Source organism: Paraburkholderia sp. BR14320, assembly GCF_040948665.1.
GTDB classification, from domain to species: Bacteria; Pseudomonadota; Gammaproteobacteria; order Burkholderiales; family Burkholderiaceae; genus Paraburkholderia; species Paraburkholderia youngii.
This window is the reverse complement of sequence record NZ_JBFPKG010000001.1, coordinates 249,538-263,119: the sequence shown is the minus strand read 5'-3', so window position 1 is coordinate 263,119 and position 13,582 is coordinate 249,538. Positions and strand designations below refer to the sequence as shown.

14 protein-coding genes and 1 pseudogene are annotated in these 13,582 nt (G+C 62.1%); 4 read left to right on the top strand and 11 right to left on the bottom strand.

Annotated elements, in window-relative coordinates:
- Positions 1–32 precede the first annotated feature (32 nt).
- Positions 33–1,142, top strand: coding sequence for an S-(hydroxymethyl)glutathione dehydrogenase/class III alcohol dehydrogenase (locus tag AB3X89_RS01265; RefSeq protein ID WP_368581436.1), 1,110 nt, complete (start codon positions 33–35; stop codon positions 1,140–1,142).
- Positions 1,143–1,338: 196 nt separating this feature from the next.
- On the opposite strand, the pseudogene AB3X89_RS01260 reads toward AB3X89_RS01265, so the two are convergent.
- The 4 genes and pseudogenes from AB3X89_RS01260 to AB3X89_RS01245 form a co-directional block, all read right to left on the bottom strand.
- Positions 1,339–2,304 (bottom strand): annotated as a pseudogene (locus AB3X89_RS01260) (2Fe-2S iron-sulfur cluster-binding protein).
- A gap of 200 nt (positions 2,305–2,504) precedes the next feature.
- Positions 2,505–2,669 carry a hypothetical protein gene (locus tag AB3X89_RS01255; protein WP_368581435.1) on the bottom strand — a complete coding sequence of 55 codons (165 nt, stop codon included), beginning with the start codon at positions 2,667–2,669 and terminating at the stop codon, positions 2,505–2,507.
- A gap of 85 nt (positions 2,670–2,754) precedes the next feature.
- Positions 2,755–3,441, bottom strand: coding sequence for a hypothetical protein (locus AB3X89_RS01250; RefSeq protein ID WP_368581434.1), 687 nt, complete (start codon positions 3,439–3,441; stop codon positions 2,755–2,757).
- 465 nt (positions 3,442–3,906) lie between these two features.
- Positions 3,907–4,704, bottom strand: coding sequence for a hypothetical protein (locus tag AB3X89_RS01245; protein WP_368581433.1), 798 nt, complete (start codon positions 4,702–4,704; stop codon positions 3,907–3,909).
- A gap of 361 nt (positions 4,705–5,065) precedes the next feature.
- Between AB3X89_RS01245 and AB3X89_RS01240 the strand changes: the two genes are divergently transcribed.
- Positions 5,066–6,172: a transglutaminase domain-containing protein gene (locus tag AB3X89_RS01240; RefSeq protein WP_368581432.1), complete on the top strand. Its 1,107-nt coding sequence runs from the start codon at positions 5,066–5,068 to the stop codon at positions 6,170–6,172.
- A 476-nt stretch (positions 6,173–6,648) separates the two neighbouring features.
- Here AB3X89_RS01240 and AB3X89_RS01235 read toward each other — a convergent pair whose 3' ends face one another.
- The 5 genes from AB3X89_RS01235 to AB3X89_RS01215 all read right to left on the bottom strand — a co-directional run bounded on the left by AB3X89_RS01235 (position 6,649) and on the right by AB3X89_RS01215 (position 10,450).
- Positions 6,649–7,803, bottom strand: a complete 1,155-nt coding sequence (locus AB3X89_RS01235; protein ID WP_368581431.1) for a WD40/YVTN/BNR-like repeat-containing protein — start codon at positions 7,801–7,803, stop codon at positions 6,649–6,651.
- A gap of 32 nt (positions 7,804–7,835) precedes the next feature.
- Positions 7,836–8,105: a MoaD/ThiS family protein gene (locus AB3X89_RS01230; RefSeq protein ID WP_368581430.1), complete on the bottom strand. Its 270-nt coding sequence runs from the start codon at positions 8,103–8,105 to the stop codon at positions 7,836–7,838.
- A 90-nt stretch (positions 8,106–8,195) separates the two neighbouring features.
- Positions 8,196–9,113: a DMT family transporter gene (locus tag AB3X89_RS01225; RefSeq protein WP_368581429.1), complete on the bottom strand. Its 918-nt coding sequence runs from the start codon at positions 9,111–9,113 to the stop codon at positions 8,196–8,198.
- A complete protein-coding gene (locus AB3X89_RS01220; protein ID WP_368581428.1) occupies positions 9,110–10,030 on the bottom strand; it encodes a GNAT family N-acetyltransferase in 921 nt (306 codons plus the stop codon). Before AB3X89_RS01220 ends, AB3X89_RS01225 begins: the two co-directional genes overlap by 4 nt.
- Positions 10,031–10,147: 117 nt before the next feature.
- Positions 10,148–10,450, bottom strand: a complete 303-nt coding sequence (locus AB3X89_RS01215; RefSeq protein WP_368581427.1) for a hypothetical protein — start codon at positions 10,448–10,450, stop codon at positions 10,148–10,150.
- 256 nt (positions 10,451–10,706) lie between these two features.
- Here AB3X89_RS01215 and AB3X89_RS01210 point away from each other — a divergent pair, with 256 nt between their 5' ends.
- Both AB3X89_RS01210 and AB3X89_RS01205 read left to right on the top strand, forming a co-directional pair.
- Positions 10,707–11,057, top strand: a complete 351-nt coding sequence (locus tag AB3X89_RS01210) for a BON domain-containing protein (RefSeq protein ID WP_368581426.1) — start codon at positions 10,707–10,709, stop codon at positions 11,055–11,057.
- A gap of 228 nt (positions 11,058–11,285) precedes the next feature.
- Complete coding sequence (locus tag AB3X89_RS01205; RefSeq protein WP_368581425.1) at positions 11,286–11,597, top strand: high-potential iron-sulfur protein; 312 nt, start codon at positions 11,286–11,288, stop codon at positions 11,595–11,597.
- Between the two features lie 67 nt (positions 11,598–11,664).
- Here the strand turns inward: AB3X89_RS01205 and AB3X89_RS01200 are convergent, their stop codons facing one another.
- Both AB3X89_RS01200 and trpS read right to left on the bottom strand, forming a co-directional pair.
- Positions 11,665–11,790 (bottom strand): hypothetical protein, encoded by a 126-nt coding sequence (locus AB3X89_RS01200; protein ID WP_260332324.1) that lies wholly within the window; start codon positions 11,788–11,790, stop codon positions 11,665–11,667.
- Between the two features lie 618 nt (positions 11,791–12,408).
- A complete protein-coding gene (gene trpS / locus AB3X89_RS01195) occupies positions 12,409–13,425 on the bottom strand; it encodes a tryptophan--tRNA ligase (protein ID WP_368581424.1) in 1,017 nt (338 codons plus the stop codon).
- Positions 13,426–13,582 lie beyond the last annotated feature (157 nt).

Here is a 13,582-nt window from a genome sequence, read left to right as displayed (position 1 = left end):
CAATTGGCCGCCCCTTTCTTAACAGGACCACTATGAAATCGCGTGCTGCAGTTGCGTTTGCGCCAGGTAAGCCCCTCGAGATCGTCGAGATCGACGTCGAACCGCCTCGCAAGGGCGAGGTGCTGATCAAGATTACGCATACCGGTGTTTGCCATACCGATGCCTTCACCCTCTCGGGGGACGATCCCGAAGGCCTCTTCCCCGTCGTGCTCGGTCACGAGGGCGCCGGCATCGTCGTGGAAGTGGGTGAAGGCGTGACGAGCGTAAAACCCGGCGATCACGTGATCCCGCTCTACACCGCGGAGTGTGGCGAGTGTCTGTTCTGCAAGAGCGGCAAGACCAATCTGTGCGTGTCCGTGCGCGCCACGCAGGGCAAGGGCGTGATGCCGGACGGCACGACCCGCTTCAGCTACAACGGCCAGCCTCTCTATCACTACATGGGCTGCTCCACGTTCAGCGAGTACACCGTGGTGGCCGAGGTGTCGCTCGCCAAAATCAACCCGCAGGCCAATCCCGAGCAGGTGTGCCTACTCGGCTGCGGCGTGACCACGGGTCTGGGCGCGGTGAAGAACACCGCCAAGGTGCAGGAAGGCGATACCGTCGCCGTATTCGGGCTGGGCGGCATTGGCCTCGCCGTGATCCAGGGCGCCAAGCTCGCCAAGGCTGGCCGCATCATCGCCATCGACACCAATCCGGGCAAGTTCGACCTGGCGCGCGCCTTCGGGGCGACCGATTGCGTCAACCCCAATGATCACGAAAAGCCGATCCAGCAGGTCATCGTCGAAATGACGGGCTGGGGTGTGGACCACAGCTTCGAATGCATCGGCAACGTCAACGTGATGCGGGCGGCGCTCGAATGCGCGCACCGTGGCTGGGGCCAGTCGGTCGTCATTGGCGTGGCCGGTGCGGGCCAGGAAATCTCCACCCGTCCGTTCCAGCTCGTGACCGGCCGCCGCTGGCTGGGCACGGCCTTTGGCGGCGTGAAGGGCCGCTCGGAACTGCCCGACATGGTGGAAGACGCGATGGAGGGCAAGATCCAGCTCGCGCCGTTCGTCACCCACACGAGGCCACTGTCTGGCATCAATGAAGCGTTCGATTTGATGCACGAGGGCAAATCGATCCGGACCGTGGTTCACTACTGACACCGAAGGACGGAGAGAGGCCTGGGTCTCGGCAATTCGTCCGTCCGTTGACCACGCCAACTGCTCGTACGCGAGGCGCCGACGCCTCGCTCGACAATTTGCCCATGGTCCCGGCACCGATCAGGTATCGCGTTCGCCGGCGCTGCATGGGCAATCGAGGATGCTCCGGGCCGAGGGCTCCCCGGAATCGGAAAAGCTACAGATCGAGAATCAGATCCGAAGTCGGCCGGCTGCAGCACATCAAGCGCATGCCCTTGTCGATTTCACGCGGGCGGATGCCTCCGTTGTGCTTCATGTCCACCGAGCCTTCGAGGACTTTCGTCTTGCAGGTCCCGCATATGCCCTGGCTGCATGACGATGGCAAGGGCACACCGTCCTTGCGCGCGGCGACGAGCACCGTCTGCGAACCGTCCATCATGAACGCGCGACCCGAGCGCGCCAGCTGCACCGTATAGCCTATCTGCCCGCTCGCTTCTGCGGTGGACTGCGCGCCCGGCCCTTCGGCGCACTCCACAGTCTCCGCGAAGTTGAAGCTTTCCTGATGATATCCGGAGGGATCGTGCCCACCTTCCTCGAGCATCTTTCGGAAGCCTCCATATAGCCGCCCGGGCCGCAGATGAACACTTCATGATCGCGGTAGTCCGGCACATGCCGGCTCAACAGTTCAAGATCAAGACGCCCCACGGGACCCGACCAATCCGGCTCGTTCCCGGTCGCCTCGCATACGTGCACGACCCGGAGCTTGTCCGAGAGCGCGCACAAGCACGCAAGCTCGTTGCGAGAGATGATGTCTTCCGGCGTCCGGGCGCTATGAATAAACACGATGTCGCGATTCAGGCCGAGGTCGAGCGCCGCCCGCGTCATTGACAGCAACGGTGTCACTCCCGATCCCGCCGCAAGATACAGAAGCTTTGCAGCGGGGTCCGAAGGCTTTCAGCTCGACACCCTCCCTCATGTTCTCGTGCAGCCAGTTCGACATGATGCCGCCCGGCGTGCGCTTGACCGTAATGGAAAGCGTATGGGGGCGTGTCGGCGGCGAAGAGATCGTGTAGCAACGGCTGACCTCCTTGCCGGCGATCTCGGCGGACACCGTAATGAACTGGCCCGGCTCAAAGTTGAAGAGCCGGCCGTCCCGGGCGCTAAACACGAAGGTGAGCGGCATTACGCTGAGCAACGTGGTGATTGCGGGCACCACGTACAACACGTCGCTGACCGCGCCGGCAACCTGATGCGGGCGCACATGGGCGCGGGCAACCGCGTCCGTGTGCGCGTCACAGCGGGCAGATCGAGCGACCAAACGATGTAAACCGAAATACGACTACCACGCCTTGTTCTTTGTCTCCGTGGCCCAGTCGTCGTGTCCTATTGCCACTTCGCGTGCTTATGACGATTGCGAGCGACTACGTCCCACTGCTTTCTCGCTTCCTTTTGCGCCGACTTGCCGTGATCATGCTGATGTTCTCCGTCGGCTGCCTGACCAGCCTTGGGGTTCCGCCTTGCGAACCTGAACATTTCGGCGAATTTCATCTCGATCTCCTTGTGCGGTAACGACGCCGCAAATCCAGTTTACTCCGGCTGCCAGGCCAAGAAATGCAATGATCGACGCGTCAATTCAAATGATCGTTCTCGTTCTTGTCGTCTCGAACGCTGTCGGGCCCGGGTGGGAATTTTTCTGAATCTCAGCGTTGCAGCGCGTGGCGTAGATGAATGTCAGATCCGAAGCGTCTCGATTCGGCACCTGGAAAGTACCCCAATCCTCGCCTGGTTCGCTGAGGCGGTCACATAACAGTTCGATCACTGCATCGGGAGCGGGTGCGCAGTTCATGAACGGCTTGTGCGACATCAGAAACGTCCGCATTGTCTCTGGTTGTTCCAGGTCGAGCGGAACGTGCCACGGCAGCCGGCCAGATGTTCCGTCAAACTGCACATACAACACCGGCGGAGCCTTGAAGTGCATGTGGAACAGCCCATGCACATGGATCGCGAAACGCTCGAAATAGTCCTCCATGCGCGACTGCAGGCTCGAGTGGGAATAAAGGAGGGTCGCGCTCGCGGTGGCTTCCAGACGAAAGGTGACAAACCTCGCTTCGCCTTCCTGTGAAACCACCCCGACTCCGTACTGCCCTATCACCTGGAACGGGGTCGCGCGAGGCGGAGTGTAAAAGTACCGATCGACGTAAGAGATGGGTTCCCCATCGTCGTCATCGTCGCCGAAGTTGCCCGCTCGAGAACTCGCGGAGGCTGGATTGCCGGGATTCAATCGGGTGGATCTGGCGTCCCTATCGCTTTTGCTCGACATAGTGGTGCCTCCGCATCCGGTTCTGGGAGAAGCAGCATATGCGTCCAATCCGACGGGTTTGGCCTTGCGTCTGCCTTGCGAAAATTACCCCTTCGGATCTTTACGTACCAGGGAGTTTTGCGGTCCGTGAGTCGTGCGCCTCCAGGCCTCGTCCGCTCTTTGCTGAGCCGATTTCACGGTATGTTCGATCCGACGCTTACTAGTGGGCGCATGCGTAATCGCCGAAGTCAGACTGGAAAGTGTCCGTCGGACAGTCCTCGTGACCATAACTCGCTCCGCGTTCTAGTCCATATCCACATGTTAAGTCTAGGCCGTTACGTGAAGTGCGCGCTACTGTACGTTTGAACAGCACCTTGGTGAGTCCACGATGCACATCGTCCCGTTTCATCGGAGCAATGAGCCTCCGGTTAAGGCAGCGCTTGATTTACAACTGCCCTGAAGGAACCGCGCAGTTCAGCCGGGGCTTCATGTGTCTGGCTTGGGGCTCCTGACCGCAGCGAAGCGGCGTTGTATCGCGACGAGCTGGTCGTCCGTGGTCGCTACCAGCCACAAGCGTGCGTGCTCCTCGATTTTCCGGTTGTGGTCCTTCAGCGGCCCCATCGAGGTCGCAGCCTTCCAGACCACCGGGCCCACCCGGCTACTCCTGCCGGACGGCGCGCCTACCAGCAGGCAGTAAGGTCCAAGGGGAAGCGATACGAACGGTACCGCTGGACTCCCTCGCGTGCGCCAGTCGATGAAGGGCGTCTCGCTGATAAGCAGCGGCATGGCCAGACCGTAAAGCACGCTGAAATCGTACAGCGCCAGTTGCTTGCGCAGGCCCGCGTAACCGCGCCGGATATCAGCGATGACTGCCGCGCGGATTTCATCCTCGAACATCGGCTCGTTCGCATAGCGCGCGAGCGCCTCCCGGGCGTCCGACTGATATGCGCTGAACACCCCGAGCTCCACGCAGTCCTGAACCGCGCGGTGGATCTCCGCTACCGAGCCGGCCTCATCTGGCTTGCCCAATTGCGCTGCCCGCAAAAACCGGGCAAGTCCCGCTTCCTGGATCGGCGGGCCATCCGCAGATGTGTCGTCGTCAGCGTCTGGATCGAGCGGCACGTAGATATATTTTTCGGCCGCAAAGCGCGATTTCTTGCCTTCATCAAACTTGATTTCGCCATCGATACAGTCCAGATAGCGAGTCCCGATTCGTCCATGCTCCCAGATCCAGTTCTTCAGGAGCGGGCGGAGTGGATGCAACGTGTCGTGCTCAGCAGCCATTCAAGCCTCCCAATGCTTTCGGATAGTTCCGCGCGGTCGCCTGTTTCGTCGAGGATCCCCATCAGCGATGGTAACGGAGACACGGCCTCCAGCTTCCGTCAACTCAAAGTGTGCGAGTGACGCCAACAGGTATCGCGTGTCTGTTGGGCGATCGGCGTCAAGAGGCGTTCGCGGCGCCCGAACCGCAAAGCCAATTTCCTTGTAAATCAATGAGGTAGAGAAATATGACGAATTGGCACGTCGCGTGCAGTGTTGGGTCCAGCCAGCGTTGCCCTGCGCTGAATGGCGTAAGACGCCATCCCAGGGACTTCGAAAACACTGTCGCGCATCGGCGTCCGGTGTGGCTTCCTGGAGTCTACCTATGCCACTCGCTCGACTGCTCCTCTGCTTTCTCCAGTGCTCGCTCGCAGCCGCGGTGCTGTTGCCGGTCGTCGCCGGCGCCGCGATCCTGCCAGACGCATCGCAACGCTATGCGTCCGGCACGCTCGACGCGAGCCCCAGCGATTCGGCGACGCCTCAAGAGCTGAAAGCCGGCATCGAGCGCCTACGCACCGGGACGTGGTGGGAAGCCAACCGCAAAATCCGCCCGGAACTCGCGCAAGTCGGCGACCTGATGTTCCTGCTGCCGCTTGCCGACAGGCAGCTCGAACCATCGTCGGATGCGATCGGCCGCGTGCAGCGCCTGCGCGAGGCGCTGCGCGGACACCTGATGCGCGAACCCGCCGGCTGGACCCGTCTCGTTACGCAGGTGCGGGCAGAGCGCGCGAAGGCCGGCGATGCGTCAGCCGTGCTGCTCGCTGACGCGCTCGTCAACGAGGTCCGCTACCGCGACGGAACCGACGGCAGCTACTACACGCCGGCACGATTCTTTGCCGAAAGCGGCGTATGCAAGGATTTCGCCGTCGCCAAATACCTGCTGCTGCGCGACGCGGGTTTCGAGATCGAGCGGCTGCGTCTCGTGTCGCTCGCGCCGCGCTACAACAACACGCCGGACGACTGGCACGTGATCCTCGTCGTGCGGATCGATGGCGCGAGCGAACCGCTCGCACTGGATTCACCGAACGCGAAGCGCGCCGCAGATGCGTCCAACGAGACATCGGCTTCGAGCGGTCCGTCCGCACTGCTCGGTGCAATCCTCGCCGGCCGCGAGCGCGCCGACGCGGTGCTGCGTGCGCCCGCCGGACCGCTTGCCGCACCGCTCAGCCGGTCTGGCCAGGCGCGGCGGCCGCTGGCGACAGTGTTCAACGAGCTGGGCAGCCGGTCGTTCGAACGCGCTGCGCCGGGCGCGCTGCGGCGCGCGTCGGCGGCCGGGCGAAGCCCGAACGCGATGTATGTCGACGAAATGGGCGAGTCGTGGACAGTCGACGGCTCCGGCACGTTTCCGAAGTGGCGCGTCGCCGTTGACCAGGCAGACGCGCTGGCGAAGCCGGGTCCGGCGGCAAGATTAATACGCGTGGCGGCACGTTGACCGAGGTGGGCATGGCGCGCCACCTGCACAGTGGAATCCCGCCGCCCCGGAAGATCCGGTATTGCCCTTCGCCTCGCAGTACGGTGAACAACTCGCTCTCGCCCGCTAGCTCGTCGCATAGCGAACGGGCCCGCGTATAGGCGTCGAGCACTTCTTTGGCAGCCCAGCCCGTCGCCGCCATCATCGTCACGCCCATGACCTTTTGATAGTCGAGTTCATGCCTGAGCAGCGCCGGCGTGCGAGGTAAGGTCCGGACGATGTCGAGTCCCCGGTTCAGACACCGGTGGCAATACATCATTTCTGGAGTGCAGGAACCGCGCTCTAGTCATGCCCTCGGCAGCATGATTACCGCGAACCAGGTGTCCCGGATCGAAACTGCGACGGCACCAATCATGAGTTAGCGCGCGCGACGGGCCGCTGCGGAAATTCGCGCGGTCCGTCCCATTGCCCGCCCTCGATCTTCTAACGCAGGTCCCTCATCCAAACCGGACACAATAGACAGGCGGCAAATGCGCAGAAATCAATTGCCAGTTTTCGCCGCCGTCGTCGGACGTCCAGAGCGAACCGGTGGTCGACCCCATCGCGAGGCGCATGCCAGTGTCATCTACCGCGAGCCCGTGCCGATACACAAGGTCATACGCCGGTGTTTGCGGCAACCCGCTCGAGAAGCGTTCGAACGTGCGGCCGCCGTCGCGTGTGCGCGTGACGACGAATTGGCCGTCCACCGGAATGCGGCACTGGTCTTTCACGGCAGGCACGAACCACGCGGTGTCCGGGTCGCGCGGATGGACGGCAACCGCGAAGCCGAAGCTCGACGGCTGCGCTTCGATCCGCTGCCAGTGAGCCGCACCGTCGATCGAGCGGAAGATGGCGCAGTGATGCTGAGTCCACAGCGCATCCGGGTTTGCCGGACATTGCACGACGCGGTGCGGGTCTTGCACGTTGGCTTCGCCGCGCCGCTCCGGCGGCATGTAGTCGGCTTCCATGCCCTCGGCACTCACGCGCCAGCTCGCGCCGCCGTCGTCGGTTTGCCAGACGCCGCCGCACGACACACCGATCGTCACGTGCCGGCTGTCGCGCGGATCGACCATCACGGAATGGATTCCCGCCGCGTCGTAGCCGCCTCCGAACCATTCACGGCGCTCCGGGCGATCCCACAGCGCGCGGTTGAGCACCCATGTGTCGCCGCCATCGCCGGAACGGAAAAGCCCGCCCGGAATCGTGCCGGCCCACAAGACGCCCGGCTCGTCCGGGCCGCCTGTTTCGAGCGACCAGATCTGCTGAAGCGTCCAGGGAGTGGCCGGCCGGCTGGGCGCGGCTCCGTCATCGCTGTCGGCGCCTGCGCTCGCGTGCGCGCCGTCTGCGGCAGGCGTCTCGTCGGCAGGCTGCGGCGGGTAGACCGGAACCGCGCACTCTTCCCAATCCGTCATGCCCGCGCGCCGGCGATGCAGCTTCACGCCGAAGTGGCCGAGATTGAGCGCCGCATACAGCGAGCTGTCGCGGGGATCGGGCAGCACCATACTCACTGGCTCGCCGGCGAAATGCAGATCGCCGACGTGCCAGCCGCCCTCACCGTCGGCTCTGACATCGAACAGGCCCTTGCGGGTCGCGACAAGCAATCGATCGCTCATATCGAGTGACTCCTCGAGTACTGTTGGCCCTCTCACCCGCCCGACAGCGCCTGAACCACGTAAACCCGGCTTTGCTCGCCGAGCGCGTCGGACAGATGTTCCCGGTCGTGGACCCGCCGGCCGTCGACGAATACCGCGAGATGCGGTCGCAGCCAGCCCTGATCGTCAAGGATGTAGCCGCGCAGTCGAGGCTGCGCGACGAACACGGCTTCGAGCGCTTCGCCGAGTGTGCGCGCGTCGATCTCGCGCTCGGGCGTTGCGATATGCCGCTGAATCGAAGCTGCGAAAAAGATATGCGCCATGGCCGGATAGAGTCGCGGGGACGACAGCGTCCGTCGGTTCTGTAGTCTAGGCGATTCCCCGCTTTCGGTTGAGTTGCGCGATGACCGCTATTAACGCCGCGCTGCGCGCCGCGTGCTGGATCGTCTCAGCCAAGGCGGTGCCTCGCTCACCGCCAGCTTGAGACCCATGACGACGATCGCTATCGAAACGAGTAACGGCATCGACGGCGGCCGCCGCGCGATGAACAGTTCGATGGCCGCAGCCGTGACCGGCCCGAGCGCCTGAAACGCGACGACGCGGCTCGCATCGATACGCGCGAGCGCCCACAGCAGACAAAAATATCCGATGCCGCTCGATAAGCCAATGACGCCGACGTTCGCCCATTGCGTTGCGCTCAAGCCGGGCACGAGCGGCTGCGAGGTCAGAGCGCACCATACGGCGAGAAAGACGACCGCGGCGGTCATCGCCAATGCGCTGGTGGGCAGCGCCGGATAGCGTTGCACATACGGCCGGTACATGATGCTGCACACCGCGCCGATCAACGTCGCGCCGAACAAAGCAGCGAATGCGGGGGCCGTGCTCGGATGCGCGCCGGTAGGTGAAGCGGACGCAGCCAACAGCAACGCGATGCCGCAAACCGCAAGCGCCAGGCCGGCGAGCTTGGTCCAGCGAAAGACCTCGCGGCCGATCACGATTGCGAAAATCATCGTAAAAAGCGGCATGGTCGAGAACACGAGCGCGCAGCTAGCGGCGGACAATGTTTGCAACGCGTCATTGATCAGCACGATCAGCAGCGCGAACTGAAAAACGCCAAGCACGGCGATCGCGACCGCGTCTTTCAGCGCGAAGCGCGGCCGCGAGCCGCACAGCACCGGGATGGCGAGTACCAGCGTGCCGATCAGGTACCGAAGAAAAGCGAGCGTTGGCGGCGATGCATCGCTCGACACCGCGCGCGTCGACACCATTGCGACACCGACCAGCACACCTGTGATCGCAGCGGCCGACGACGCCTTGCCATCCACCTTCACAGATCGAGCGCCCAGTTCTGACCGATCAGGTCCTTGCCGAAGCTGTGATGCGGCTCCTCCTCTACCAGCGTGAAACCCGCCCTTTCATAAATGCGGCGAGCGTCGGTGAGGACACTGTTGGTCCACAGTACGAGTTTCCGGTAACCGGCGTAGCGCGCGTAGCGGATGCACTCGTCGACCAGACGCTGGCCGATGCCGAGGCCACGCGCGCTTGCTTCGACGGCAAGCAGCCGCAGCTTCGCGGTCGTGTCGTCCTGCCGTACCACGAACACCGAGCCGACCGGCTTGCCGTCTTTCTCGGCGATCCAGCAGCGTTCGCGCTTCGGATCGAATTCGCGGACGAACTTCGCGACGATTTCAGCGACCAGCGCCTCGTACTCTGCGTTCCAGCCGAACTCCCGCGCGTACAGCACGGCTTGCCGATGCACGATCCAGCCCATGTCGCCCGGTTGCGGCTCGCGCAGAATGAAGCCCGGCTCCGGATCGCTCAGCAGCGTGCGGATCTGTTCCATCGCGTCGACCAGTTGTTGCTGGGCGGTTTGCGGCAGCCGCTCGAGCATCGCGATGACCTCGCGCTGCGATGCTTGATCGAGCGGCGCAAAGGTCGCGCGGCCCTGCTCCGTCAGTTCCAGATGCGCAACGCGCGCATCCGCCGCCGAGCGCGATTTGACGACGAGGCCTTTCTTTTCGAAGCCCGAGATCACGCGGCTCAGATACCCGGCATTGAGGCCCAGTTCGCGGCACAGGTCCGACGTCGTGAGGTCCGTGCGGTGCGCGAGCTCATACAGGATGCGGACCTCGGTCAGCGAAAACTCGCTTTCGAGCAGATGCTCGTGCAGCACGCCGATCTGGCGCGTATAGAAACGGTTGAAGCTGCGAACGGTTTGCGCGCGCTGGTCGACGGTGACATCGGACATGATTGCACCTTTGTATTTGCCTCAGGCAAATTATTATATGCTTCAGGCAAATATGTCAACGACCGAGCAACTGGGTGAACGACGCTTAGACACTGCCAATGACTCGCGCAACGTCCGTCATTTTCCCGTGACCGACCTCGGCGCCGAGCGCAGCAGGCCGACCGAGGCCAGCGCCCATGCTGCAAAGGCGACAACGACGGTAACGCGAGCCACGGAACTGAGAAAGTGCAACCGGGTGGCCTCGGCGTACAGGCAGGTCGCGGCGGCGTACATGCCGAGTGGGAAGACGCCAGACCACTCAGCCGCCGTAGAGCGTATTGACTCGCCGACGATCACGTGCTTTTCGATGAAAAGCGCGGCGAGCAGAGGAATCCAGAATGTCGCCATGAACCAGCACGCGGTGGTGAGGACCCTCAGCACCAGGTAGTCGTCGCCGGGCCAACCCGCCCAGGTTATGCCCTGCCAGAATGAGACGGCTGCCGGCCAACGTCGTAATGGCCATCGCTCCCATGTTGATCCACCACGGCTCCGTGAGGTCGGCGGCCGTCACGGGACACGAAGCACCATCGGTTGAAAATCAGTGTGACGCCGTATACTCGACAAGCCGGACCGCTTCGTTCAGATGAAGTGAATGTACGAATGTTTCATTCAGAGCTTGTTCAGGAAATCGACTTCAATGCGAAACACGCCCTACATCCAAGGCCGGTTACTGATCGTCGCGATGTTCGCTCTGCCCGCGTTCGTGTTCACGAGCGGCTGTAAGTCGACGACCACAGCGAGACCGTCCGCGACCGCGCCGACGGCAGTCGCCACTGACGACGCCACGCTCGCCGGCCGCGTGAAGCAGGCGCTTGCCGCGGACTCCACGCTACGTTCGTTGCCGATCAGCGTGGCAACGTACCGAGGCGTCGTGCAGTTGTCGGGAGACGTGGATTCACAGGCTCAGATTCTGGAAGCCCTTGCGGTGACCCACAGCGTGCCGGGGGTGCAATCCGTGAGCAACGATCTGCACCTGAAGTCGCAATGACATGCGTTCGCCGGTGGACGGATAACTCGAGAGTCACGCGGGATCGCGCACGTACCACTTTGAATATATCTCAAAGTGATATGTCGACCGGCAGGCCGACTGCGAAACCGGTGTTCAACAATCGAAAGGTATGCTGATTGCTCATGTGTTATGACGAGGCGGTTCGCGATTGACCGGTTCAGTGTCACTTTGCGGCCGTCTGATCGTGTCTCGAAAGGAGTTTCGATCGTGTCGCTCTCTCGCCGTCATTTCATGATACTTGCCGCATCCGTTGCCTCAACGACCATTCTCTCGACGAAGTCAAACGCGGACGCGCCCGTGCTCGCCGAAAACGATCCGACCGCGCAGGCGCTCGGATACAAGATGGACGCGTCGAAGGTCGACAAGTCGAAATTCCCTCGGTACCAGACAGGGCAGACTTGCGCCAATTGCCAACTGTATCAGGGCAAACCCGGTTCCACGAATGGGCCGTGCCCGACCTATGGGGGCAAGCTGGTCGAAGCAAAAGGATGGTGTAACGCCTACGTGAAAAAGGCGTAATTTACAAACTGCGAGTGTTGAACGAGAACCGTCACGCACCGCAAGGAACAACAAGCCCGCCTTCCGTTCAGCACCATATCACCTGGTCATATCCAACCGTGCGCCGGTAGACGTGCGTGGCGTTCCAGTTGCACGTCGTGTATTCCATGTACGCATTGGTAAGAACAACGATCCAGTGTGACAGCGTTTGCATCACGATCTCCATAGGTCGGAAAATGCCCTTGAGGCTCCTGAGGCGCAACAATTCCGTGATTTGTTGAGCTCATCATCGCCTTCTACGGCAGCAACCGATTCTTCGAGGACCTGAATCGACCCAGAGCCAAAAACCGCCAATGAAAAAAATGGCGAACCGTCGTCGCGATGCAGCATTGAAGCGACCCGGCAACGGAGAGCGATGCATGATGTGAGTCATGCTGCCGGTTGTGTCCCGACGCGGCAATTGCGAAATCCGCCACCGCGATTGCTGATTCTTGCCGTCGTCGAAAACTGATCGCTCTCGCCTTCGTCAGACGGATCGTTTCGTACCAGGGGCTTTACTACGTCGACCACCTTTTACGTCACGCCTGGAACGTGCCGCGCGTCGCGTGTCCTGCATCGCGTCGACTAAATTCTCCAACTGCGTAGCCACACGATCCGCGCCTAAACCTTGCGCCGCGATCTGGGCACCCTCGAAGCACAGATGGAGGATCATCGCGCAATGTTCGGGATGTCCAAGCCCGGCCTCGCCGCACGAACACCACGCATTTGTCGTCGCTGCCTTTTACCTTGAACATCTGAAGCGGGCGAGCGCGCCACGGCCGATCCCCTCTGTTCAGCGCTGAAAGTACGTCAAGCCCAACGCGCTTTTGACCTCTGACAAAGTTTCTCCCGCCACCTCCCGCGCGCGCATCGTCCCGCGACGCAGGATCGCAAGCACCTCGGCCGGGTCTTCCTCCAACTCGCGACGGCGTGTGCGAATCGGTTCAATGAGCGACTGGAGCCGCTCGTTCAGCACGCGCTTGATCACGCTATCGCCAAGTCCACCCCGCCGATAGTGGGATTTCAGTTCGTCGACCTTCTGCACGTCCGGCTCGAATGCATCGAGAAACGCGAACACGACATTGCCTTCCACCTGACCAGGATCGCTGATTCGCAAGTGGTTCTGGTCGGTGTACATGTTGTTGACTGCCTTGGTGATTTCGTCCGGCGTGGCGCCTAGTGCGATGGCGTTCCCGAGGGATTTGCTCATCTTGGCTTTGCCATCGATACCGGATAATCGCGTGACCTGTGACAGCACCGCCTCGCATTCGACCAGCACGGGTCGGTCGACGGTGCTGTTAAAGCGCCGCACCAATTCGTTGGTCTGCTCGATCATCGGTAGCTGGTCATCGCCCACGGGTACGTGGGTTGCCTTGAACGCGGTGATATCAGCCGCCTGACTGACCGGATACGTGAGGAAGCCCGCCGGGATGTCGCGCTCGAAACCGCGCAGGCGAATCTCTTCCTTGATAGTCGGGTTTCGCTCGAGGCGCGCGACCGTCACGACGTTCAGCAGATACTGAAACAGCTCGGCCAGTTCTGGTACCTGGGACTGGATGAAGATGGTCGACTTCGCTGGGTCGATGCCCACCGCAAGATAGTCGAGCGCTACTTCGATGACGTTCTGGGTAACCTTCTGATGCCGGCCCACGTTGTCGGTTAACGCCTGGGTGTCAGCAAGAAGCAGGAACTGCTGCGCCTCATGCTGAAGTTGGACGCGCGCACGCAGCGAGCCGATATAGTGGCCGAGGTGAAGCGGGCCGGTGGTGCGGTCACCGGTCAAGATCGTGGGGCGGTTGGTGTGTGTCATGGACAGGAGGCTCCTGGTTTGGATGCCACCAGCCACGAGCGCGCAGAAACGAAAATGCCGCCAGGACTGGCGGCATCATGTTTGCAAATATGCGTGTGTGTGGAAACGGGCCGCCGGATTCAGGCGTGCCACCAACGGTGCACTTTCAGCGAGGTCG